The sequence below is a fragment of the Actinomyces capricornis genome (assembly GCF_019974135.1).
GTDB classification, from domain to species: domain Bacteria; phylum Actinomycetota; class Actinomycetes; order Actinomycetales; family Actinomycetaceae; genus Actinomyces; species Actinomyces capricornis.
In genome coordinates, this window is the sequence record NZ_AP025017.1 from 1477038 (window position 1) to 1501068 (window position 24031).

At 69.9% G+C, this 24031-nt stretch carries 16 protein-coding genes; 13 read left to right on the plus strand and 3 right to left on the minus strand.

Going from position 1 to position 24031, the window contains the following annotated elements; translation table 11 throughout:
- Nucleotides 1–376: 376 nt before the first annotated feature.
- The 5 genes from MANAM107_RS05950 to MANAM107_RS05970 all read left to right on the plus strand — a co-directional run bounded on the left by MANAM107_RS05950 (nt 377) and on the right by MANAM107_RS05970 (nt 7641).
- A complete protein-coding gene (locus MANAM107_RS05950) occupies nt 377–2059 on the plus strand; it encodes a hypothetical protein (RefSeq protein WP_223912387.1) in 1683 nt (560 codons plus the stop codon).
- Entirely contained in the window at nt 2046–3902 is a 1857-nt protein-coding gene (locus MANAM107_RS05955) for a hypothetical protein (RefSeq protein WP_223912391.1), read from the plus strand. Before MANAM107_RS05950 ends, MANAM107_RS05955 begins: the two co-directional genes overlap by 14 nt.
- 187 nt (nt 3903–4089) lie before the next feature.
- Complete coding sequence (locus MANAM107_RS05960; protein ID WP_223912394.1) at nt 4090–5538, plus strand: sugar porter family MFS transporter; 1449 nt, start codon at nt 4090–4092, stop codon at nt 5536–5538.
- Nucleotides 5539–5638: 100 nt separating this feature from the next.
- On the plus strand, nt 5639–6196 hold the full coding sequence (locus MANAM107_RS05965) for a gluconokinase (RefSeq protein WP_223912397.1): 558 nt from the start codon (nt 5639–5641) through the stop codon (nt 6194–6196).
- Nucleotides 6193–7641 carry a GntP family permease gene (locus tag MANAM107_RS05970; RefSeq protein WP_223912400.1) on the plus strand — a complete coding sequence of 483 codons (1449 nt, stop codon included), beginning with the start codon at nt 6193–6195 and terminating at the stop codon, nt 7639–7641. Before MANAM107_RS05965 ends, MANAM107_RS05970 begins: the two co-directional genes overlap by 4 nt.
- Before the next feature lie 405 nt (nt 7642–8046).
- Here MANAM107_RS05970 and MANAM107_RS05975 read toward each other — a convergent pair whose 3' ends face one another.
- On the minus strand, nt 8047–8715 hold the full coding sequence (locus MANAM107_RS05975) for a nucleoside/nucleotide kinase family protein (protein WP_223912403.1): 669 nt from the start codon (nt 8713–8715) through the stop codon (nt 8047–8049).
- Between the two features lie 176 nt (nt 8716–8891).
- On the opposite strand from MANAM107_RS05975, the gene nrdF reads away from it, so the two are divergent.
- The 4 genes from nrdF to MANAM107_RS05995 all read left to right on the plus strand — a co-directional run bounded on the left by nrdF (nt 8892) and on the right by MANAM107_RS05995 (nt 13356).
- Entirely contained in the window at nt 8892–9866 is a 975-nt protein-coding gene (gene nrdF, locus MANAM107_RS05980; protein WP_223912406.1) for a class 1b ribonucleoside-diphosphate reductase subunit beta, read from the plus strand.
- A 148-nt stretch (nt 9867–10014) separates the two neighbouring features.
- On the plus strand, nt 10015–11220 hold the full coding sequence (locus tag MANAM107_RS05985) for a Fic family protein (RefSeq protein ID WP_223912422.1): 1206 nt from the start codon (nt 10015–10017) through the stop codon (nt 11218–11220).
- A gap of 324 nt (nt 11221–11544) precedes the next feature.
- Nucleotides 11545–12546 carry an IS481 family transposase gene (locus tag MANAM107_RS05990; protein ID WP_223911092.1) on the plus strand — a complete coding sequence of 334 codons (1002 nt, stop codon included), beginning with the start codon at nt 11545–11547 and terminating at the stop codon, nt 12544–12546.
- Nucleotides 12547–12555: 9 nt separating this feature from the next.
- Nucleotides 12556–13356 carry a hypothetical protein gene (locus MANAM107_RS05995; RefSeq protein WP_223912426.1) on the plus strand — a complete coding sequence of 267 codons (801 nt, stop codon included), beginning with the start codon at nt 12556–12558 and terminating at the stop codon, nt 13354–13356.
- A gap of 122 nt (nt 13357–13478) precedes the next feature.
- Here MANAM107_RS05995 and MANAM107_RS06000 read toward each other — a convergent pair whose 3' ends face one another.
- Nucleotides 13479–14471: a LacI family DNA-binding transcriptional regulator gene (locus MANAM107_RS06000; protein ID WP_223912895.1), complete on the minus strand. Its 993-nt coding sequence runs from the start codon at nt 14469–14471 to the stop codon at nt 13479–13481.
- Nucleotides 14472–14708: 237 nt separating this feature from the next.
- Here MANAM107_RS06000 and MANAM107_RS06005 point away from each other — a divergent pair, with 237 nt between their 5' ends.
- Together MANAM107_RS06005 and MANAM107_RS06010 are read left to right on the plus strand one after the other, a co-directional pair.
- Nucleotides 14709–17810 carry a glycoside hydrolase family 2 TIM barrel-domain containing protein gene (locus MANAM107_RS06005; RefSeq protein ID WP_223912429.1) on the plus strand — a complete coding sequence of 1034 codons (3102 nt, stop codon included), beginning with the start codon at nt 14709–14711 and terminating at the stop codon, nt 17808–17810.
- Nucleotides 17803–19188 (plus strand): MFS transporter, encoded by a 1386-nt coding sequence (locus MANAM107_RS06010; protein WP_223912432.1) that lies wholly within the window; start codon nt 17803–17805, stop codon nt 19186–19188. Before MANAM107_RS06005 ends, MANAM107_RS06010 begins: the two co-directional genes overlap by 8 nt.
- A gap of 29 nt (nt 19189–19217) precedes the next feature.
- On the opposite strand, the gene MANAM107_RS06015 is transcribed toward MANAM107_RS06010, so the two are convergent.
- Nucleotides 19218–21437 carry a hypothetical protein gene (locus tag MANAM107_RS06015; RefSeq protein WP_223912435.1) on the minus strand — a complete coding sequence of 740 codons (2220 nt, stop codon included), beginning with the start codon at nt 21435–21437 and terminating at the stop codon, nt 19218–19220.
- Between the two features lie 204 nt (nt 21438–21641).
- Between MANAM107_RS06015 and efeU the strand changes: the two genes are divergently transcribed.
- The gene (efeU, locus tag MANAM107_RS06020) at nt 21642–22589 is read left to right on the plus strand and encodes an iron uptake transporter permease EfeU (protein WP_223912438.1); all 948 of its coding nucleotides are present in this window, start codon (nt 21642–21644) and stop codon (nt 22587–22589) included.
- A gap of 108 nt (nt 22590–22697) precedes the next feature.
- Complete coding sequence (gene efeO, locus MANAM107_RS06025; RefSeq protein WP_223912898.1) at nt 22698–24023, plus strand: iron uptake system protein EfeO; 1326 nt, start codon at nt 22698–22700, stop codon at nt 24021–24023.
- Nucleotides 24024–24031 lie beyond the last annotated feature (8 nt).

The following is a 24031-nucleotide window of genomic DNA, read 5'->3' on the forward strand; positions in this document are numbered from 1 at the left end:
ACCTCCTCGTGCAAACGGATAAGTTGCACGAGTTTACCTGGGACTTTCGCCCTACGCCATGGTGCGGCGGTCAGCGGTGCCGTCGCGCCCACCGGCAAGAGCGGCGCATCCGGGGGCGGATATCGTGGCGGAGCGCGCGGGTGCCTGATGGGGAGCTGATGGGGGACTGCCCGTCAAGGAGGAGGCTGCCCGCCCGGCACGGGAGGATGCTCCTCGTTGCACGGCTGTGACCTGGGAGGGGACAATGCTGCCTATGCCGCGGTCATCACTCGACTCTGGCCCGTATGAGGGCGGCGCGCCATCGCCATCGCAGGACACTCCTCGCGGAGCCGGTCCCGAGCAGGAGCAGGGCCCGCCGCGAGGGCCCTCGCCCACGGTGGCCGGACGCACCGTGATGTGCACCGCCGCCGCCCTGCTGCTGACCACCTCCGGCGTCATGCTGGCCCTCGTCATCGCGTTCTGGGGGACCGGTATCACGGGCATTCCCGAGAGGCCCCTCGATCATCTCCCGGAGGGGCCGCACACGATCCCCGCCTGGATCACTGCCATCGGCCTGGGTGCGCTGACCGCGGGCAAGCTCTGGGTGCGAGCCGACACCATGTCACCAGCACCGGGCCCACAGCGCGGCGCCCGGATCCTCGGCGTGCTCGCACTGGTGCTCGCCGTCGGCTGGGCCCTCCTCCTGGCGCAGCCGAAGGGTCTCGTCGACCCGCCCCTGCTCGTTGACGCCCAGCGGCTTGTGCCCATCGCCGCCGTCATCGGAGGCATCGGCATCCTCCTCCTGCCGGCGGCGCCGCCCTCCCGGAGCCAGTCGGCGCCCCGGGCCGAGTCGCCCTGCGTGTCGGCGCACTTCGGGGCCCGGCTCCGTCCCGGGCGCCGCACCGCTGTCATCGCCGGTGCCGCGCTGGCCTCGGCCGCGCTCACCGGTGGGGCGGCACTGGGGAGCCGGGGCTGGCTCAGCACTCTGCGCCGGGGCGGGCTGGAGGAGCCCTGGCCCCCGGGCACCTCCTCCGACCCCGCCTGGGGCTCGACCATGCCCTGGGATGACGATGAAAGCAAGCTCGAGGGTGTCTTCGCCGGAGCCCGTGGGCCGCTGGCCCTCTGGTGGCGCTTCCGCAAGGACGACTACATCTCGGGCTGGTGCCTGGCCGCCCTGGAGGCTAAGGACGGCAGGGTTCTGTGGCGTCGGGAGGGCATCAGAATCCGGGAGAGCTGGATGCCATGGCTTTCGAACCGATACTTGGACTCCCCGGTCCTTGCCACCACCTCACCAGACGGCCGCCTCATCGCGGTGGGCACTCGGGCGCATCAGGGGCCGGGAGCCTCCGGGGACACGCGGTTCTCCGTCATCGTCCTGGATACCGCCACTGGCGAAGAGGTGAGCCGCGTTAGCGGTGAAGGTCAGACGGCGCTCCTCGCACTGACCAATACCCACCTGGCTCTCCAGACCGCTCCCACACCCAACTCCAGCAACCAGGTGATCGACGTCTGGGATATCGCCACCGGCCGGATGCTATGGAGCAGGCGGGAGCTGAAATGGCTCATCGGTGGCGGCGCCTCACACCTCTACCTCGCCTCGAGCGAGAACTTCAGGGAAATGAGGGAAAACAATGACATCCCGACGGGGCTCGTGGACATTGTGGAGGCATCCTCCGGGCGGAGAACCAATCAGGTAGCGGACGTTTGTCTCGAAAGCCAGGAGGGTCATGACGAACGGATATTGACCTACGCGGGCTGGGTATGGTGCCGCAGAACAGGCCCGGATCCCTCTGAGGGATCCGACTGGCTGCTACAGCCCGAGACCGGGGAGCGCATCGAGCTGGAACCGGGCAAGGTTGGGTCCGTCTACCTCACGGTTGACGGCTGGTGCCTCTTCACCTCCTGGCCCCGGACCCGCGATCAGCTTGAAGTTCAGGACGACGACGGCGCCACCACCGCTCCCGGCGAGGTCTCCGTGATCCTCCTGCCGCAGGGGGCGGTGCTGGATCAGCCCAACCCGCCTACGGTCGAGGCCACGGACACTGGGGTCCAGCTCAGGAATAGAGGTGACGATGACTGACCAGACCAGTGGCGCCCCTGGCGACGACGCCTCACCGGAGACCTCCAGGCGCTTCACCTGGGTCCAGGTGCTGCAGGGAGTCCAGTGCGGTGCGCTGCTCACGGCCGCTGTGATGATCCGGTCCGCGCTTCCCGGTGCGGACGGCGCAGTCGTTGTCCTCCTCAGCCTGTTTCTCATCGCCAGGGCGGCGTTCTCGGGGAAGGCGAGCGCCGCCAACCGCGCCGCCTACAGCATCGAGAAGGTCCCCGTCCCCAGTCGTGCCGCCATCCTGGCCCTCGGGCTCGCCGACCTCGTCGTCGTCGGCCACCTGCTCCTGATGCGGCAGAAGGGCCTGGTGGCAACGGGCTTCGGCAATGACTCGCTGCTGACCCAAGCCGTCCTGATCGTCTCCGTGGGGACGGCTCTGACCTGCCGCCTGCTGGAGCACCGGGCAGATCCTCTGCGCAACCACGCACTTCTCGTCGCGGGAGGCTTCCGCCGCTCTCTTTCCCGGCTGCGTGCCTGGGCGGCCCATACGGCCCTGCTGGCGGCAGCGGCCCTGGCCGCCGCGGCCCTCATCCTCGCGCCCACGGTGGTGCGGGTGGCCACCAGCCCCGTGACCGCCCACCTCGCCGACGGCGTCCCTGCGCCCGCCGCCGAGGAGCTCCCGCAGTCGGTGGCAGGGGAGGTCGCCTGGATGCGCGATTTGGATCCCACTGGTGAGGGTGATGCCAACCGCCTGTCCAAAGCTCTTCCCGGGGCTGGTGGCCCGATCCTGGTCCAGAAGTCGGTTGTCTCATGCCTGAGCACCGAGGATGGCTCCACCCGATGGAGCGTGGAGCGCGCGGGCTCCACCATTGAGACCGCGCTGATCAGCCCCGACGGCAAGAGCCTCGTCGTCGTCTACCAGGGGCCGACGCCGCAGGCGAGTACCAGGAGCGCCTCGGTCGTCATCGTGCTCGACGCGGTCAGTGGGCGGCAGATCACCCACGAGGACCTCCCGGCGGCCAACGCCAACCCGGGCACTGGCATTCAGGTGACCGATCACGTGGTGCTCGTCGGTGGTCGAGCGATCTCCCTGAAGGACGGCTCCGCACTGTGGTCGATCCCCGCCCCGGAGTACTACACCCGGCGGACCGCGGGCAGCTCGACCTTGGTGACCCAGGTGCAGTGCACACAGGCTCCGAGCGCTGATGGCGCCGAGGCCGACAGTGCGGGGGCGGGCCTGCCACGGGAGCTGTGCGACCTCACCTTGGTGGACGACCAGGATCCCAGCCGCGTCCGCACGGTGACCAACGTGGTGGCCGATCAGTGGCGCAGCGACGGTATCGTGCTTGTGCGCGGCTGGACGGTACGCGTCGTCGACGGGGCCGCCGACGATGAGCTGGCCACGGCGGACCTCGAGGCCGTCAACATCGACGACGGAGCCACCTGGCCCATCGGGGACAGCGCCGGCCCCTTCGACCAGCGCGCAGGGAGGGACCGGCCGTGGGGTGATGCCAGCATGATCCTCCTGCGACCCCCCGTAAGGGAGACTCAGGACGGTACGCCGGACTTCGTGGCCGTGGACCGTGTGCTGGACCCGGGGACGGGGCGGATCATCCACACCACCGGTGAGATTGAAGATGATGATTTGATTAAGGCGGGCTACCCGAACGTCGATCTCACCGCCGCTGCGGTGAGCCGGGAGACACCGACGGTCACCGTCGCGCGCAACGGGGACGGCCCGCCGATCGTGCTTGACCTGCCGACCGCCGATCCCGCTCACGGCCATGCCATGCTCCAGGCGGTGCCGGGAGGCATGCTGCTTGTCGTGGACCTGTCATCGGATGAGAACCGAACGGTCGTCTACTTCCTGCGCTGAGCCCTGCAGCGCCACCGCCGCGCGGCCGGCAGCCCGGCCCCGGCCCGCAGCCAGCCCACAGCCAGCCCACTCGGTCAATTCGGTGTGTTGTGCGCCTCATTCCCGTACCCTGGGGGAGCCTCCGCATGGGAGGCCACGTGGTGCGACGACCGCTCCACGGCACTGGCGCCGACGTCAGGACGACAACATGTCAGACACCCCCCGCCCCACCGACAACACCGAGAGCACAACCGCCCCAGGAGTCAGCCGCCTCAACGCGCGCGTCATCGGCATCTGCATCGCCGCGGCGCTGGGCGGATTCCTCTTCGGCTTCGACACCGCCGTCATCAATGGCGCCGTCGACGCCCTGGCCGGCGAGTTCGCCCTGAGCTCCGCCCTCAAGGGCTTCTCCGTGTCCTCCGCACTCATCGGCTGCGCCCTGGGCGCCTGGTTCGCCGGCCCGATCGCCAACCGCATGGGCCGGGTGCCCGTCATGCTCATCGCCGCCGCGCTCTTCATCGTCTCCGCGCTCGGCTCGGGCCTGGCCTGGGGCGTGGCCGACTTCATTATCTGGCGCGTCATCGGGGGCCTGGGGGTCGGGGCCGCCTCGGTCATCGCCCCGGCCTACATCGCGGAGGTCTCCCCGGCCTCGGTGCGCGGCCGCCTGGGCTCCCTCCAGCAGCTGGCGATCGTCGTCGGCATCTTCTCCGCCCTCCTGGCGGACGCCATGTTCGCCGGATTCGCCGGGGGCGCTGCCGGTACCCTGTGGTGGGGGATGAGCGCGTGGCGGTGGATGTTCATGGCCGAGGCCATCCCGGCCCTCCTCTACGGCCTGTTCGCCTTCCGGCTGCCCGAGTCCCCCCGCTTCCTGGTGGCCCGCGGTCACTACGACAAGGCCTCCCAGGTCCTCTACGACTTCACCGGGATCGTCAACGTCAACCTCAAGATCGAGGAGATCCGCTCCACCATCGACTCTGAGAAGCGCGAGTCCCTGTCCGACCTGCGCGGGCCGGCCATGGGGCTCAAGCCCATCGTGTGGGTGGGCATCGCGCTGTCGGTCTTCCAGCAGTTCGTGGGCATCAATGTCATCTTCTACTACTCCACCACCCTGTGGCGCACCATTGGCTTTCAGGAGTCCGACGCCCTGACCATCACGGTCATCACCTCGGTGACCAATATCGTGGTCACCATCGTGGCGATCCTGCTGGTGGACCGGGTGGGGCGGCGCCCCATGCTGCTGGTCGGCTCGGTGGTGATGACAGCCTCCCTGGGGCTCATGGCCCTGGCCTTCTCCTTCGCCACCGTCGGCGCCAACGGCGAGGTGTCGCTGGCCGCCCCGTGGGCGCCGATCGCCCTGGTGGCGGCCAACCTGTTCGTCGTCGCCTTCGGTGCCACCTGGGGGCCGCTGGTGTGGGTGCTGCTGGGGGAGATGTTCCCCAACCGGATCCGCGCCGGGGCGCTGGCCGTGGCCGCGGCCGCGCAGTGGGTGGCGAACTTCTTCATCTCCACCACCTTCCCCGTCTTCTCCGATATCGGCCTGACCTTCGCCTACGGCTTCTACGCCGCCTGCGCGCTGCTGTCCTTCCTCTTCGTGCTGCGCAAGGTGCCCGAGACCAAGGGCCGCGAGCTGGAGGACATGGAGGACCTCCGCGTGTGAGCCGTGCGGGTGGGCTACTGCCGCCTCACGCCGTATCCAGCACCGACCAGCATAGTGGCAGCGCTTCATCCCAGCGCTTCCCACCACTCGAAGGAGAGTCATGCCCGACGCTGCTCCCAGCAATCCCACCCCGCAGGACCCGGCAATCCACCTCATCGTCATGGGCGTGGCCGGCTGCGGGAAGACCACTGCCGCCGGGCTCCTGTCCGACTTCCTGGGGTGGCCCGTGGCCGAGGCCGACGACTTCCACCCCCAGGCCAACATCGACAAGATGTCCTCCGGGGCTCCTCTGACCGACGAGGACCGGTGGCCCTGGCTCGCCTCCCTGCGCGAGTGGATGACCGACCGCGGTCGGGCGGGCTGCTCGACCATCGTCACCTGCTCCGCCCTCAAGCGCTCCTACCGCGACCTGCTCGCCGGGGCTGAGGGCCGGGTGCGCTTCATCCACCTCCACGTCCCGCAGGCCCAGTTGGAGGAGCGCATGGAGCAGCGCTCCGGCCACTTCATGCCGCCCAGCCTCCTGCCTTCCCAGCTGGCCACACTCGAGCCCTTGGAGGCCGACGAGGACGGCGTTGTTGTGGAGTCCCAGCCGACCCCCGAGCTCACCCTGACCGCCATCCTCGAGGCGCTCCAGCCCAGTGAGAGGAGCGGGTCATGACACCGCCCCCACTGGCTGCCGCCTCGGCTGCGGGCTCCCTCCTGACCCGGGCGCCCCTGGAGGCCGACGCCGTCCCCCACTCCTCATCGCCCGCCCAACTCGTCATCGCCGCCCTCGTCGGGGTGGCTGCGATCGTCGTGCTCATCGTGCGGGCCAAGCTGCACCCCTTCCTCGCCCTGACCCTGGGCTCTTTCGTCATGGCGGTGATCGCCGGCATCCCGCTGATCGACTCCCTGACGCCCTTCACCCAGGGCCTGGGCTCCACGATCGGCGGTGTCGGCGTCCTCATCGCCCTGGGCGCCATCATCGGGACCTTCCTCATCGAGTCCGGGGGCGCGGATGCCATCGTGGACACGGTCCTGGCCCGCACCAGGGTCCCGCTCCTGCCCTGGGCCATGGCCCTGGTGGCCTTCGTCGTGGGGATCCCGCTGTTCTTCGAGGTCGGTGTTGTCCTGCTCATTCCCATCGTCATGCTCGTGGCCCGCCGCTCCCGCCTGCCCGTCATGCTCGTGGGGATCCCGGCCCTGGCGGGCCTGTCCGCCCTCCACGGACTCGTGCCCCCGCACCCCGGCCCGCTCATCGCGATCGACGCCATCGGTGCCGATCTGGGGCTGACTCTGGGCCTGGGGCTCATCGTCGCCGTCCCCACAGTCATCATCTCCGGGCCCGTGGCCGCCCGGCTCATGGCCTCATGGGTGCCCATCCAGGCCAGCGGCATCCTGGGGGATCAGGACGATCCGGGGGAGCCGGACGCGGAGCGGTCCCGGGAGGACCGGCCCTCCTTCGCGGTGGCGATCTCCATCGTCCTGCTGCCCGTGGTCCTCATGCTCCTGCGGACCCTGGTGGAGACGGTGATGCCGGAGTCCACCGGCTCGATTCTCTACAAGGCCGCGGCTTTTGCGGGCACGCCGGTGGTGGCGCTCCTGATCACCACCCTCCTGAGCCTGCTGGTTCTGGGCGCCCGCATGGGGCAGGGGGCGCAGGAGATCAGCTCCCGGGTGGGGGCGGCACTGGGTCCGATCGCCGGCATCCTCCTCATCGTCGGGGCCGGCGGCGGCTTCAAGCAGACCCTGGTGGACTCCGGGGTTGCCGAGGTCATGGCCGAGGCCATCCAAGGCGCCGGGCTCTCAACCCTCCTGGCGGGCTGGCTCGTGGCGGTTGCTGTGCGCCTGGCCACCGGCTCGGCCACCGTGGCCACCATTACCGCTGCGGGCATCATGGCGCCGCTGGCCACAGGGCTGACGGCGCCCGAGGCCGCCCTGCTGGTGCTGTCCATCGGCGCCGGATCGGTCTTCCTCTCCCACGTCAATGATGCGGGCTTCTGGATGGTCAAGGAGTATTTCGGCATGACCGTCGGCCAGACCTTCAAGACCTGGTCGCTCATGGAGTGCCTGGTCTCCGTGGTCGCCCTGGCCGCGGTCCTGCTCCTCAACCTCGTCGTCTAGGTGCGCTTCTCTGGGAGGGTGAGGTTTTGGCGCCCCTGCCTGGTTCGGGGTGGTCCGGGGCCTGGATCGTTGGGCTGCTGGGCCCGGGGCGGGTCCCCTTGCTCCTCATGCCCTGAGGGGCCGGGCTATCGACGGGGCCCGGGAGGGCCACGTGCTCCGGGAGGGCCGTGTGTCGCCGGGAGGGCCAGGGATCGGAAAGGCGCTGGGGTCGCAGGTTGGGCGTCACTTCGCGACTTGGACGGTACTTGTCGGTGTCGCTCTGTCCGCGAAGTTACGCCTCCGTCGCGAAGTGACGCCCAACCGAACCGCAGCCCACCGCAAGACCCGCCCTCCCCCTCAACAGCCCCCAGGGAGGCGCACCCAGCCCTCCACACCGGTGATGGCGCGCGGGCCGGCGCAGGCGGGTCACCCCAGCCGCCAGACCTGGTCGCAGCGGTGCGCACTGGCCGAGACCAGCCGGGCATTGGGCAGGTCGACGGTGCGCACCCAGTGGCCGGCCTGGGCCTGGTCCCGCCCGAAGGCCTGGTGGCGGGCCACCAGGCGCCGGGACAGCTCCTCCTCGTCGACCTCCAGGTGGATGAGCACATCGATGCGCTCGCGCACCGGACCCCAGCCCTGCGCCTCCAGGGCCAGGTAGTTGCCCTCGGTGACCACGATGCCCGGACCGCTGACCAGGGTGCCGGCGGCCACCGGCTCATGCAGGTCGCGCCGGTAGACCGGGGCCAGGACCTCGGCGCCGGTGCGCACCCGGTCCAGGACGGCCAGGTAGCCCGCGACGTCGAAGGTGTCCGGCGCGCCCTTGCGCTCGTGGCGCCCCACGGCGTCGAGCATCGCATTGGACAGGTGGAAGCCGTCCATGGGGACGCTGCCCGCCAGCAGCCCCCGCCCGGCCAGCAGCGCCTCCAGCTCGGCGGCCAGGGTGGACTTGCCGGCCCCGGGCGCCCCCGTGAGGCCGACGACGGCCCGCCCGGAGGCGGCCCGGCCGGCCAGCTGCTCGGCGTCGTCGAGGAGGCCGGCCAGGAGGGCGGCGGGCTCACCGGTGAGTCGTGGGGCAGCGGGCGTCTTCAGGCTCATGGCGGCATTGTCCCCACTGGTGCGGGCCGGTGTCCCGCCGTCCCGCGTGCGGGGCGCGGCGCCCGGCCGTGACCAGTCGCGCAGGGATCGTCGACGCCCCCCCGGCCCCGCCGCCTCGGCAGCGCTGCGCCTCGTCGTTAGCATGGGGGCATCCCGCTGAGCCCCGGAGGAAGAACATGCACGAGCCCATCAAGCTCATCGACCGCGTCCAGGCGATCAACTGGAACCGCCTGTCCGACGACAAGGACCTGGAGGTCTGGGACCGGCTCACCGGCAACTTCTGGCTGCCCGAGAAGGTCCCGCTGTCCAACGACGTCCAGTCCTGGGCGACCCTGACCGAGGCCGAGAAGAACATGACCACCCGCGTGTTCACCGGCCTGACCCTCCTGGACACCATCCAGGGTACGGTCGGGGCGGTCTCCCTCATCCCCGATGCCCGCACCCCCCACGAGGAGGCGGTGCTGACCAACATCGCCTTCATGGAGAGCGTCCACGCCCGGTCCTACTCCTCGATCTTCTCCACCCTCATCTCCACCGCGGAGATCGACGAGGCCTTCCGCTGGAGTGAGGAGAACGAGAACCTCCAGCGCAAGGCCCGCATCATCCTGGACTACTACCGGGGCGATGACCCCGAGAAGCGCAAGGTGGCCTCCACCATGCTGGAGTCCTTCCTGTTCTACTCCGGCTTCTACGCCCCGATGTACTGGTCCAGCCATGCCAAGCTGACCAACACCGCCGACCTCATCCGCCTCATCATCCGCGACGAGGCCGTCCACGGCTACTACATCGGCTACAAGTACCAGTTGGCGGTGCGCGAGTCCTCCCCGCAGCGCCAGGCCGAGCTCAAGGACTACACGATCGAGCTGCTCTACGAGCTCTACGACAACGAGGAGCAGTACACCGAGGACCTCTACGACGAGCTGGGGCTGACCGAGGACGTCAAGAAGTTCCTGCGCTACAACGCCAACAAGGCGATGATGAACCTGGGCTATGAGGCGATGTTCCCGGCGGAGACCACCGACGTCAACCCGGCGATTCTGGCCTCCCTGAGCCCCAATGCCGATGAGAACCACGATTTCTTCTCCGGCTCGGGCTCCTCCTACGTCATGGGCACCGCCGAGGCCACCCAGGACGAGGACTGGGAGTTCTGAGCCGCTCGGGGCTCGGCGCCGCCGGCGGAACCGACGGCGGCCGGGCTCCCCGCCGGCACGCACACCACCGACCGGCATGTCACACAAGTGGCAGTTGTGTGACATGATCGCTCCTCTCATGTCCTACAAGTGCCTGTAGAGTGACTTCATGGATCTGAGGATGTTCGAGAACGCGACCATGGGGGAGCTGGTCGAGATCTCTGGGGCGGATCGGTTCCTGGGCCGCTGGGACCACCATGCCTTCGTGCCATGCCCGCTTGGCGATCAGGAGCCTGTGCTGAGCGGAGCGACCTACCGTGCCATCGCTGCGGCCGGCCGGGCGCTGGCGGCCCTGGATGCCAGCGCGCGTCAACTGCCCAGTCCCTCCCTCCTGCGTATCCCGGCTCTGCGACGGGAGGCCCAGTCCACCTCCGCCTTGGAGGGCACATACGCGCCCCTGGATGAGGTCCTCACGGCTGATGAGGACTCCCCGGCAACGGTGGAGATGACAGAGATCCTCAACTACGTCTCCATGGCTGATGCGGGCTTCACATGGGTCCAGGAGGGCAGGCCATTGACGATCGGCCTCATCGAGAACCTTCAGGGCCTCCTTATGCGGGGCACTGCGCTGGAGGGCGAATCCGGGCGACTTCGTACCACCCAGGTCGTCATCGGCCGACGCGATGGCGCTGCTCCGGGAGCTGCGCCCATCCACGCCAGCCGCTTCGTACCGGTACCGCCGGGCGATAGGCTCCGTGCTGGTGTCACGGCTCTTGTCGACTGGCTCCGCCAGGACCACTCCGGTGCCATCGACCCCGTGGTCGTCGCGGGCATGGCGCACTACCAGTTCGAGACCCTGCACCCCTTCCGCGACGGAAATGGGCGCCTGGGGCGCTACCTCATCGTCCTGACCCTTCTGGGCTCCGGGATGCTCAGCGAACCCACACTCACGGTCTCGCCCTGGTTCGAGGCCCGCCGCACCGAGTACTACGACGCACTGCTGGGGGTGAGCACCCGCGGCGACTGGGATGCCTTCCTGACCTTCTTCGCCCAGGGGCTGGAGGCCGCAGCCGTGAGCACGCGCGAGCAGATGCTCGTCCTGGCCGGCGTTCAGCACGAGCTCCGGGGGATGATCCGATCCTCACCGCTGCGCTCAGCCCAGGCCCCAGCTCTGGTCGACTTCGCCGTGGCCCATCCCTCCTTCACTGTGCGCAGGGTGCAGGAGGCCCTCGGCCTGTCCTACGGCCGCGCCAACAGCCTGGTGGGCCAGCTGGTGGACCTGGGGGTCCTCCAACCGATCGACCCCGATGCCCATCCGCGCCGCTTCACCGCCCCCCGCGTCCTCAGGGCCCTCCTGTCGGGAGGCCTGGGCTAGTCGCGGCGCCTGTCGGCACGGGTGGGGAGCGCTACCCGTTCCCCGCGCTCCTGTCCGGCCCTACGGTGATGGGATGGAATCTCCCCGGCAGCAGCGTCGCAGCGTTCTCCGCCTCCTCTACACCTCCCTCGCCCTGGCTCACCCCGTGTGGGCCCCGGGGCGGGACTGAGGGCCGGCGGGCCGGGGCGGCCCGTGGTGCCCCGGCCGGGCCGGCTGCGGTGACTAGTTGTACTTCCTCGGGAGGTTGTGAACGGGGTGGGTGGTGAGTGAAGGCCTCCGGCAGGATGTGGGTTGACACACTCGCATCACTGACCGGAGGCCTTCATGACCCACGCTAACGCACCACTGACCCCTGAGGGGCGTCGTCGTCTTGCTGTCCTGGTGGTCGAGCAGGGATGGCCCGTGCGCCGGGCGGCTGAGCGCTTCCAGGTCTCGCCGGCCACCGCCAGCCGGTGGGTGGGCCGGTACCGGGCCGGCCAGCCCATGGAGGACCGCTCCGCCCGTCCCCACCACAGCCCAGGGCGGCTGGCAAGGCGCACTGAGCGGCGCATCATCGCCTTGAGGTTCAACCGCCGGTGGGGGCCCCACCGCATCGCCTACCACCTGGGCCTGGCACGCTCCACAGTAGGGCGGGTCCTGGAGCGCTACCGCATGCCCCGCCTGGCCGAGGTGGACCGGGCCACCGGGCTGGCGGTGCGCCGCCCTGCGCCGGTGCGTTACGAAAAGAGTGCCCCGGGCCAGTTGGTGCATGTCGATATCAAGAAGCTCGGCCGCATCCCCGACGGCGGGGGCTGGCGCGCTCACGGACGTGGCTCAGCGCCCGCCCTGGCCGCGGACCGCGCCAAGACCCGCACCCGCCGCCGGGGCGGCCCGGTCGGAGGCTACCGGTACATCCACCACGCGATAGACGACTACTCGCGTGTGGTCTACTCCGAGATCCTGGCCGACCAGACCCAGGAAAGTGCCGCGGGGTTCTTTCAGCGCGCCAAGGCGTTCTTCGAGGACCTGGGCATCACTGTCGGCGCTGTCATGACAGATAACGGGGCCTGCTACCGCTCACGGGCCTTTAACCAGGTCCTGTCCGCAGCCGGCATCAAGCACCGCTACACCCGTCCCTACCAGCCGCAGACCAACGGCAAGGTCGAGCGCTTCAACCGCACCCTGCAAGACGAGTGGGCCTACGCCCACACCTACACCAGCCAGACCCAGCGCGAGACCGCCTACCAGGCCTGGCTCCACCACTACAATCACCACCGACCCCACACCGCCATCAACGGCCAAACCCCCGCCAGCCGCGTTCACAACCTCACAGGGAAGTACAACTAGTCTGGAGCCATGAGCGAGTACCTGGCGGGTCCTGCGGGCAAGCATGCGGATCCGGGCCGCACGGCTGATGAGCGCGAGCACGTGCGCTTCGGCATCCCCTTCAACGGGGTGGTGCCCATCTGGCACGACGACGCCACCATCACCTGGCACCGCCCCAGCGACGGCACCGATCTGGCCACCGTCCTGGGCATGGGCCTGGTGGAGACCGAGCCCGGCCCCACCGAGGTGCCCCAGGGGTGGGGCGAGCATGTGGAGACCGGGACCCTGGCCGAGGGCGGTCGCGTCCTGCTGCTCAAGGCGGCGACCCCGCAGGGCCGCCGGGCCATCAACGACCCCGGTGAGGGCGCCCCAGTGGTGCTCGATGAGCCCCTGGGCTTCGAGGAGGCCATGGAGGGCAACTTCGACCTCATCGGTTTCAGCATCCACATCGGCCGCCTCATGCTGCGGGCCGCCCGCGACGGCGGCATCCTCATTTTCACCCTGCGCGCCCCGCGCGACCCCGAGCCGCACCACCTGCTGTCCATTCCCGCCGACGTCGATGATGCCGGCGTCATGAGCTTCCACCTGGGCACGCTCCTGGAGATGGACAGCGGGGTGTGGCAGACCGCCACGCGCGCCGACGGCATGTCCCTGCTGGAGCTGAGGGTGCCCTACTCCGACCTGGTGGCCGACTTCGGCGAGGACGGGCAGGAGGGACTGGACGCGGACCGGGTGGTGGAGCTGGCCCAGCCCGCCGTCCAGTGCCTGCTCAAGCCCGGCTTCCCCTTCGCCCTGGGCAGCTCGATCCTGCTGCCGGAGCAGGGGCGCTGACCCTCTCCCCGCTGGGTCATCCGTATTCCGCCCGGTGATACCGCCGGGTATGAGCGGGCGGAACGCGGCTCACCCAGCGGGAATTGCCTGACCCCGCCACGTGCCCCGACGGACGTACCGGCTCAGCCAGGGCGGGGCGCGGGAGCGGTGCTGGCGCGGATGACCATCTCGGTGGGGATCACCACGCTCCTGGCGCCCTGCGGCCCGCCTGCGGCCACCTGCTCCAGGATGAGCTCGACCATCGCGCGGCCGTGCTGGCGGAAGTCCAGGCGCACGGTGGTCAGTGGGGGGAAGCTGAACTCGCCCAGCGCCAGGCCGTCGAAGCCGACGACGGAGACATCCTCGGGCACGCGCCGGCCCTGCTCGTGCATGGCCCGGATGAGGCCCAGTGCGATCTCGTCGTTGGCGCAGAGCACTGCGGAGACCTCGGGATCGCGGGCGAGGCGCAGGCCCGCCCGGTAGCCGGCGGCCGGGTCCCAATCGCCCGGCACGGGCTCAGGAGGGGCGATGCCGGCCTCCTGGAGGCAGCGGGCCCACGTGGCCCGGCGGATGAGGGCCGACTGGGACCCCGGGGGGCCGGTGACGTGATGGATCGTGCGGTGCCCCAGGGCCAGGAGGTGGCCGACGGCGTCGCGCACGCCCTGGACCTGGTCGGCGGAGGCCGAGGGGTAGTGACCCACCAGGGCCGAGTCGGAGACCGCCACGGGCATGCTGGGAGGCAGTGACAGATGCGCGGGCCCGGCCTGCCCTGACTGCACCACCACCAGGCCGTCGATGGCCTGATGCGTCAAGCGGTACGTGGCCCGGCTCAGGTCCTCCGACTCGGGATGCGCCACCTGGGCGAGGCTGACGGAGTAGTCGGCCGCGGAGGCGGCCTCCAGGACGCCCGCGGTGGTCAGCGCCTCGCCGGTTCGCTGGATCTGCTGGGTCAGGACCCCGATGGTCCTGAAGGAGCCGCGCCGCAGGGCCTGGGCGGCACGGTTGGGGGAGTAGCCCAGCTGGTTCATCGCCTGCAGGACCCTCTCGCGCGTCTCGGGCCTCACATTCGTGGCCCCGGAGGACACGCGCGAGACGGTCTGGGAGGACACGCCCGCTAGGCGGGCGACGTCGGCCAGTGACGGGGCGCCCGCTGCTGCCGGCCCCCGTGGGCCCCCGCGCCGCGCCTCCCCTCCCGTTGCCATGCCGGGAAGGCTACCAGGCCCACCGGCAGACTCGGAGAAGCGCTGTAATGACGTTAACATAAACCGGATTACCTGTGGAGAAAGCCTTGTCAAGGCTAGAAGTCATCGTTATGTTGACGTCAACATCGTGGCGCTGGGCCGCGATGTCCTCCTATCCGATGGAGCAGCACGATGATCGTCCCCCGGCACTATGAGGACCTGGCGGTCCTCCACGAGAACACCCTGCCCCCACGCGCCTACTACCTGCCCGCCTCCACCACGATCGACCCGGGGCCCGAGGCCCGGGCCGCCTCCGACCGCATCCAGATGCTCAACGGCCAGTGGGCCTTCCGCTACCTGCCGAGCATCCACGACCTGACCGAGCCCTTCTGGGAGCCCGGCGCCGCCACCGAGGGCTTCGCCCCCATCCCCGTGCCCAGCACCTGGCAGCATCTCGGCTACGACCACCACCAGTACACCAACGTCCGCTATCCCATCCCCCTCGATCCCCCCTTCGTCCCCCAGGACAACCCCTGCGGGGCCTACCTCCGGGACTTCGAGCACACCCCCTGCCCCCAGGCCCCCCGCACCCACCTGGTCCTGGAGGGCGTCGACTCCTGCTTCTACGCCTGGCTCAACGGCCACTACCTCGGCTACAGCCAGGTCTCCCACGCCACCAGCGAGTTCGACATCACCGAGCACCTGGTCCCCGGGGCCAACCGCCTGGCGGTCCTGGTCCTCAAGTGGTGCGACGGCACCTACCTGGAGGATCAGGACAAGTTCCGCACCAGTGGCATCTTCCGTGACGTCTACCTCCTGTCCCGCCCCGAGGCGATGGTCTTCGACTACGCCACCACGACCACCCTGGGGCCGGGGGCTGAGCCGAGCAGCGCCGAGGTCGAGGTGCGCGCGGCCTTCCGCGGCGGGGCGGCTCCCACGCGGGTGGAGCTGTCCCACGAGGGCGGGGTCGTGGCCCGGGGCGCCCTGGAGTCCTTCGACGGCGATCCCCACTACACCCACCGGGTGGCCCTGGCCGTCGAGGATCCTCACCTGTGGAGCGCTGAGGATCCCCACCTCTACACCCTGACCCTGACCACCCCGCAGGAGGCCATCACCGACCGGGTGGGACTGCGCCGGATCGAGGTCAGTGACGCCGTCGTGCGCCTCAACGGCCGACCCCTGACCCTGCGCGGCGTCAACCGGCACGACTCCGACCCCAGCACCGGGCCCGCGGTGGACCTGGACCACATGCGGCGCGACCTGGCGCTCATGAAGCGGCACAACATCAACGCCGTGCGCAGCGCCCACTACCCCAACGACCCCCGCTTCTACGAGCTGTGCGACGAGTACGGCTTCTACGTCATGTCCGAGGCCGACAATGAGAGCCACGGGACCCAGGCCCGCTTCCTGGCCGACCCCTCCTGGGACAACCAGGTGGAGCACTGGAACGAGCTCATCGCCGACAATCCCGAGTGGACCGAGGCGACCGTGGACCGGGTGCGCCTGTGCGTCCACCGGGAGAAGAACAGGCCCAGCGTCATCGCCTGGTCGGCGGGCAACGAGTGCGCCTACGGGTGCACCCTGGAGGGGGCCCTGGCCTGGGTCAAGTCCTTCGATCCCACGCGCCTGACCCACTACGAGGGCGCCTACTACCGCGACTCCAAGCGCCGCTACGACTACTCCGGCATCGACCTCTACGGCCGCATGTACCCCGCCCTGGAGGAGATCGAGGACTACCTGGCATCGGATCCGGATAAGCCCCTGGTGCTCGTGGAGTACAGCCACGCCATGGGCAACGGGCCCGGCGACCTGGAGGACTACCAGGAGCTCATCATGGCCCACGACCGGCTCTGCGGGGGCTTCGTGTGGGAGTGGTGCGACCACGCCGTGGCCGGGGGCGGGACCGGGGCGGGCCGCGTCTACCTCTACGGCGGGGACCACGATGAGGACATCCATGACGGCGGCTTCTGCCTCGATGGGCTGGTCGATCCCGACAGGCGCCCCCACCCCGGCCTGGCCGAGCTCAAGAACGTCCAGCGCCCCGCCCGCCTCGTGGGCCTGGACCAGGAGCGCGGGGAGGTGACCATCCGCAACGAGCTCGACATGACCGATATGACCGACTACCTGCGCATCGACTACGAGCTGCGCCGCGATGGCCAAGTGGTCGACAGCGGCGCCCTGGAGCCCGGGGGGCCCGTGCCCCCGCATTCCCAGGTCACGATCCCCTGCCCGCTGGCCGTGCCCGCCTCGGGCCGCTGCCATCTGCTGCTGCGCTACCGGCTCATCGCCGACCATCCCCTGCTGGAGCCCGGCCACCCCCTGGGCTTCGATGAGGCTCCCCTGGCCAATGCGGACCCGCGCCACCGGGTCTTGGCCCGCCTCGATGACGTCCCCGCCCCGCGGGGCCGGCTGCGGGTGCGCCGTCAGGGCCCCAGGATCGAGATCGCCGGCGAGTGGTTCTCATGCGCCCTCGACACCCGCACCGGGCTGCCCGAGGCGCTGCGGGTCGGCGGGATTGAGCTGCTGGAGCGCCCCATGGAGATCAACCTCTGGCGGGCCCCCACCGACAACGACCGGCACATGAGGAAGGAGTGGGAGCGCGCCCTCTACCACCTGGCCCGGGCCCGCGCCTATGACATCGAGGTCGAGCAGCATGAGGCCGAGGTGATCATCCGCAGCGACATCGCCATGGTGGCGCCCTCGATCCAGCCGATCCTGCGCGTGGCGGCGGTGTGGGTCATCAGGGCTGACGGCTCGATCGGCGTCGAACTGCGGGCGCGCCGGGACCAGGAGCTGCCGCCCCTGCCGCGCCTGGGACTGCGCCTGTTCCTGCCCGAGTCCATGAGGCGGGTCTCCTACTACGGGCTGGGCCCCCACGAGAGCTATGCCGACAAGCGCCGTGCCGGCTACCACGGGGAGTTCCTCTCCGATATCGCCGAGATGGCGCCGGACTGCATCCGCCCCCAGGAGGGCGGCAGCCGGGCCGACTGCGACTACGTGACCCTCAGCGGCCCACGGACCTCGCTGAGCGCTGTGGGCCGCTCGCCCTTCTCCTTCAACGCCTCGCCCTACACCCAGGAGGAACTGGCCCGGCGCAGGCGGAATACCGAGCTCACCCCGTCGGGCAGCACCGTGCTGTGCCTCGACGGGGCGATGGCGGGCATCGGCTCGAACAGCTGCGGGCCCGCGCTGCGAAAGAAATACCGGATCGACGACGAGGAACTGGGCATGGCCCTGGAGCTGGTGCCCGCCGTCATGGACCAGCACACGCACAACGAGGTGAGCAATGACTGACAGCACTGAGACGACCTACCTGCGCTGGTACAACAAGGTCGGCTATGGGTCGGGGGATGTGGCGGGGAACGTGGTGTACGCGCTCCTGTCGGCCTTCCTCATGATCTACCTGACCGACACTGCCGGCCTCAACCCCGGGATCATCGGCACCCTGATGATGGTCTCCCGGGTCTTCGACGGATTCTCCGATATCATCTTCGGCCGGCTCCTGGACCGGACCCGCACCCGGATGGGCCGGGCCCGGCCGTGGATGCTGTGGGGATTCGTGGGCTGCGCGGCGATGATCATCGCGCTCTTCGCCATCCCCGCGGCCCTGGGGGAGGGCGCCAAGTACGCCTGGTTCTTCATCACCTACACCCTGCTCAACTCCGTGTTCTACACGGCTAACAACATCGCCTACTCGGCCCTGACGGCACTGATCACGAAGAGCAGCGCGGAGCGGGTGCAGATGGGCTCCATCCGATTCATGTTCGCCTTCGGCACCAGCCTGCTCATCCAGTCCATCACCGTCCAGGGCGTGGAGATGCTCGGCGGCGGGGCGCAGGGGTGGCGCGCCATGGCGATCATCTACGCCGTCATCGGCCTGGCGGTCAACACCCTGTCGGTGCTCAGCGTCACGGAGCTGCCCCCCGAGGAGCTCGATGAGCAGGACGGGGGCGCCCAGGGCGCGGATGAGGAGCGGCTCAGCCTGAGGCAGTCGGTGCGCCTGCTTCTGAGCAACAAGTACTACCTCATCATCCTCGTGGTCTTCCTGCTCACCCAGGTCTTCACCGCAATGCTCAACATGGGCATCTACTTCATGACCTATGTCCTGGGCGATGCCGACCTGCTGGGGATCTTCGCCTGGGCGATCAACATCCCCCTCATCGTCGGGCTGCTCGCCACTCCGGTGGTCGTGCGCCGTACCGGGGGGATGTACCGGGTCAACATCGCCGGGTACGCCGTGGCGGTCCTCGGGCGCCTGGGCGTGGTCGTGGCCGCCTACATGGGCAGCATCCCCCTCATGCTCGCCTTCTCCGCCCTGGCCTCGATCGGGATGAGCCCGCTGCAGGGCACTCTCAATGCGCTCATCGCCGAGGCCTCCGAGCACACCCGGCTGCGCACCGGGCACCGCATTGACGGGCTGATGTTCTCCTGCACCTCCCTGGGGGTCAAGGTGGGCGGGGGGATCGGCACCGCCCTGTCCGGATGGCTCCTGGCGGCCAGTGGGTACATCGGTGGGGCTGAGGCCCAGCCGGCCTCGGCCATCCAGATGCTCTACGTCATGTACGTGTGGCTCCCCCTGGCCGCCACCGCCGTCATCCTGCTGCTTCTCTCCCGGCTCGACGTCGAGCGCGCCAACGCCGGGCTCAGGCAGCGGGAGGGCTCGGCGGGCTGAGGCGGTGGGCTGACTCGATGGGCTCGGGGCTATGCCCCGGCGCGCTCGAAGCGGACCGCCTCGAAGGAGCCATCCGTGCCTGCGGTGAGAACCATCCACACCGTGTAGGAGATGGCGCCGCTGGCATCCTGGGTGGGGTGGAGCCAGGGCAGTGCGGGATCCTCCGAGCTCACGGCGCAGATGATCTCCCCGGGTTGGACGCCCGTGGCCGCAACAGTGCCCTGCCCCACCGTGATGGTGCCCGGGCCGGCCAGCGAGCAGCCGGTGACGGTGCCGCCCTTGGGGAACTGCATGGTGCGCAGGGTGAACTGGCCCTCGGCCGCTGGGTTGGTGACCTGCTGGTTGAGGGCGCCGAGCAGCTTGTCATCGGCGTGCTGACTGGCCGTGGTGTAGTCCTGGGCAGCGATGGCGTCGTAGAAGGCCTGGACGTCGGGCAGGGGTGGGATGCGCAGACCGCCCGCGGGGGTGTCATAGAGCACATCCACCACATCCATGCCGGAGCCGTTCCACTGGGCGGTGGCCGTGGCGGTGGCACTGCCGGCGCAGGCCTGGCAGTCCTGGTCTCCGGCCATCTGGATGCCCGGCACGTGGAAGAACACCGTTGAGCCCACCGCGTGGAGGCTCTCGATGAGCAGGTTGGGCGTGTGGCCGATCGCGTCGAGCTGGCCGCTGGGCAGGGAGCCCATGTAGGAGCTGTCCTGGCCGTAGGCGGCCACGGTGCTGCGAGCGGTGTTCCCCCCACCGTTGCAGGACAGCGTGGCCAGTGCCACCGGTTTGCCGGCGATGGTCGTCGGGGTCACCGAGGTGATCGTGACCGAGGCGGGGGCGCCGAGCGCCTCGGCCTCCCCGGTGGCCTCGGCGGTGGCGACACCGCCCACGAACGTCGCGGAGCTGGTGGTGCCCTCGGGGCTGGGTGTGCCCACGGGCGCGCAGTCGGCGGGGATGTCCAGGGTGGCCTCCCCCAGGGTGTCCAGGCCCGGTGCGGCAACGGGGGCGGAGGGTGCGATGTCGTCGGCCCGGGGCAGGCCCTCCTGCGGCGAGAGCAGCGCGACCTGCCCATTGTTGGCGATGAGGATCCTGTCCTTGCTGGGCAGCCAGGAGGTGACGGGGGTGGTGATCTGCCAGGTCTGCGTGCCATCGGCGATGCTGGTGGCCACCACGCCGTCGGACTGGGCCATGATGAGCGTGCCGCCCATCACCAGCCAGGAGGGCTCGTCCTGACCGCCGAGCCCGTTGAGGCCCGCGGCGCCCTCCGGCAGTGGGCGGCTCCACAGGAGCTCCTTGCCCTTGACGGCGGCCAGGGTGGTGCCGTCGCTGATCACCCAGGCCGCCTGCGATCCGGGGATCCGGAAGGCCCCCACGCGCCGGGCCACCTTGGCCTGGGCCGCCCATGTGGGCGCCAGCGGGTCGAGGGTCAGGCCCGCGATGGCGGTGCCGTCGGAGGTCGTCACCGCTCCCGAGGGACTGATGATGGGCGCCTCATCCGAGGAGGTCTCGCCCAGGCGCACCGAGGGGGCGGCCTCGTCGCCGGAGGGTGTGCTCGGGGCCGCGGGCGGGGGCTTGGTGACGTCGGCGTCGTCCTCGGCAGCGGCGGTGGGCGGAGGTGTGGTCAGGGGCGGTGGATCGGTGTAGGCCCCGGTGCCGAGGTCCAGCTGCACCTGTGCGCCGCAGTCGAGGACACCGCTGCTGGCGGTGCAGTTCAGGTCCGCCCCGGTCAGCTCATCGGGCAGGGGCGTGACCCACTGGGGCAGGGTCGTGGTCGATGAGCCGCCCAGCGCGACGAGGGCCTCGCCATGGTCGTGCGCCACCCGCATGATGCTGCGGCCCCCGGCGGAGAGCACCGTGCGGCCCGAGGAGGTGAAGGCCACCGGTTCGGGCCCGCTCAGGGTGGAGAGGTCGATGCTGGCGGCCAGGCCCGGCTCATGGCGGTAGTCCTGGGCGTCGGCCCAGCGGGTGAAGATCCACCCGCCGCCCAGGACCAGGGCCACGATGGTCAGGACGACGCCGCCGCCCACGAGTGCCTTGCGCCTGCCGCTGCGCTTTCTTCTGCGCGCCGGTGGGAGATTGCCGGGGCGTATCCGGGGGGCGGGACGCCTGGGGCGGGCGGGCTGGACCTGTCCCAGTGCCGAGGGTGCCGGGGGAAGGGTCCCGGCGCCGTCCTGCGCAGTGCCGCCGGGGGATGCGGCCGGCGAGGACCCGGGGTCCTTGGGCGAGGGGCTGGATGGTGGCGGCGCGAAGATGGGAGTCATGTCGATGCGGGCCTATGCGGAGTCGGTTGGCCGGTCCATGGATGCATGAAGAGTCTCACGGTTATTGATGCGTGACCACTCCGCTGGAATGACGCTCCGCAGGCGGCGCCCCGGCGGCCTTACTCCGGGGCCGCTTGTTGGCGCCCGCTAGAATAGGCTAGCCTTGCCTTGCTCGTAACTGTTCGGATATGACATGGAGGCCGGGTGTTCCTCGCCAACCTGCTCATCGCCCTACGAGAAGGCCTGGAGGCCGCCCTCGTCGTCAGCATCCTGGTGGCCTACCTGGTCAAGACGGGCCGTCGCGATGTGCTGCCCAAGCTGTGGATCGGTGTCGGGCTGGCGGCCCTCATCCCCCTGAGCGTGGGGGCGGTCCTGACCTGGGGGCCCAAGACCCTGACCTTCCAGGCCCAGGAGATCCTCGGCGGCACCCTGTCCTTCATCGCCGTGGGCATGGTCACCTGGATGATCTTCTGGATGGGCCGCAATGCCCGGGAGATGAAGCAGGGGCTGGAGTCCTCGCTGTCCAGGAGCCTGGCCGAGCACTCCTCGGGCTGGGGGGTGGTGTGGATCGCCATCATCGCCGTCGGGCGCGAAGGGGTCGAGACCGCCCTGTTCGTGTGGGCCACGGTGCGCTCCAGCATCGAGACCTCCACCATCCAGACCACCCTGGGGGTGGTCACCGGGCTCGCCCTGGGCATCGTGCTGGGCTATCTCATCTACCAGGGCGCGGTGCGCATCAACTTCCACCTGTTCTTCGCCGTCACCGGGTACTTCCTGGTGGTCGTCGCCGCGGGGATCGTCGCCTACGGCGTCGGCGACTTCCAGGAGGCCGGCGTCCTGCCGGGCATCATGAACCACGCCTGGGACCTCTCCGCCCACCTGCCCCCGCCGAGCTCCCCCCTGTACTGGCTCTACGTGGTCCTCAACGCCATGTTCCAGGTCAACCTCCAGCCCACCGTCCTCCAGGTGGCGGGCTGGGTGGCCTACATCGTCCCCGTCCTCATCATGCTGACCCTCCAGATCCGCGGCACCCGGCCCCCGCGGCGCACCGTGACGGCGGGACCCGCAGACCAGGAGCGCCCCGCCCCCGAGGCCGAGCGGGCCGGTGCCCCCGCGCCCGCCGAGCACTCCGACCAGGCCGCCTCCACCTGAGCCGCAGGCAGGGCACCCCCGGCCCGCCAGCACTCACCCTCCGCCTGCCCCTTGGACCTCCCCGCAACACCCCTCATCCACCTCTCACCGAAGGAAGACACGATGATGATCCCGAGCATCAAGCGCCGCAGCCTGCTCACCCTGCTCCCGCTCACCGCCCTGGGGCTGGCCGCCTGCGCCGACAACCCCAGGAACTCCACCGGCTCGGGGGCCTCGGCCTCCGCCTCAGCCCAGGCCGTCACGGTCACCATCACCGACGACGGCTGCGAGATCTCCCCGGTCTCCTTCCCCGCCGGCCTGGTCACCTTCACCATCACCAACCAGGGCACCGTCCCCAACGAGTTCGAGGTCCTCACCGACGACAAGCTCCAGATCGTCTCCGAGCAGGAGAGCATCGGCCCCGGCACCACCGCCACACTGACCACCGCCCTGAAGGAGGGCACCTACTACGGCGCCTCCAAGCCCAATATGGTCGGCGAGCTCAAGGGCGTCACCGAGCTGACCATCACCCCCGGCCAGGAGATCGCCGTCAGCGACGACATCGCCAAGCTGGAGGAGGAGGCCGTCAAGAACTACACGGCCTACGTGCGCGACCAGGTGGGCCAGCTGCTCACCGCCACCCAGGAGTTCGTCGAGGCCTACCTCTCCGGCGATGTCGAGAAGGCCAAGACCCTCTACCCCCTGGCCCGCCAGTACTACGAGCGCATCGAGCCCACCGCCGAGGCCTTCGGCATCGAGGAGGCCGGCGACCTCGACGCCGCCCTGGACCTGCGCATCCAGGACCTGGCGGACGACGCCGGTAAGCCCGTGACCGACGCCAGCGTCATCGAGGGCTGGACCGGCTGGCACCGCATCGAGGCCGACCTGTGGATCACGGAGGCCTCCAGCACCTTCAAGTTCGCCGACGACGCGGCGCGCAAGAAGATCGCCGACCAGCTCAACACCGACACCCAGTCCCTCTACGACCTGGTCTACGGCAACATCAAGGGCGCCGGCGGCAAGGACTTCGCGCTGGAGCTGACCGACGTGGCCACCGGCGCCTCCACCCTCATGGAGGAGGTGGCCCTGACCAAGATCGTGGGCGAGGAGGAGACCTTCTCCCACACCGACCTCTACGACTTCAAGGCGAACGTGGAGGGCGCCCAGGTGGCCTTCGGCAACGTCAAGGACATCGTGGTTCAGAACGACCCGGATCTCGCCGACACGATCGAGAAGCAGTTCAAGGCCGTCGAGGACCTCCTCGCACCCCACGAGTCCAAGAGCTCCGAGGGCCAGGTCACCTACGTGGACTACTCCGCGATCGCCGCCGTCCAGAAGGACGCCGGGGAGAAGCCCGCCGACACCGACTACACCGATGTGCAGCGCAAGTTCTCCGACGCCGTCAACGCCCTGAGCGAGTCGCTCTCGCAGGTGGCCAGCAAGGTCCTGCACTGAGGCCGGCG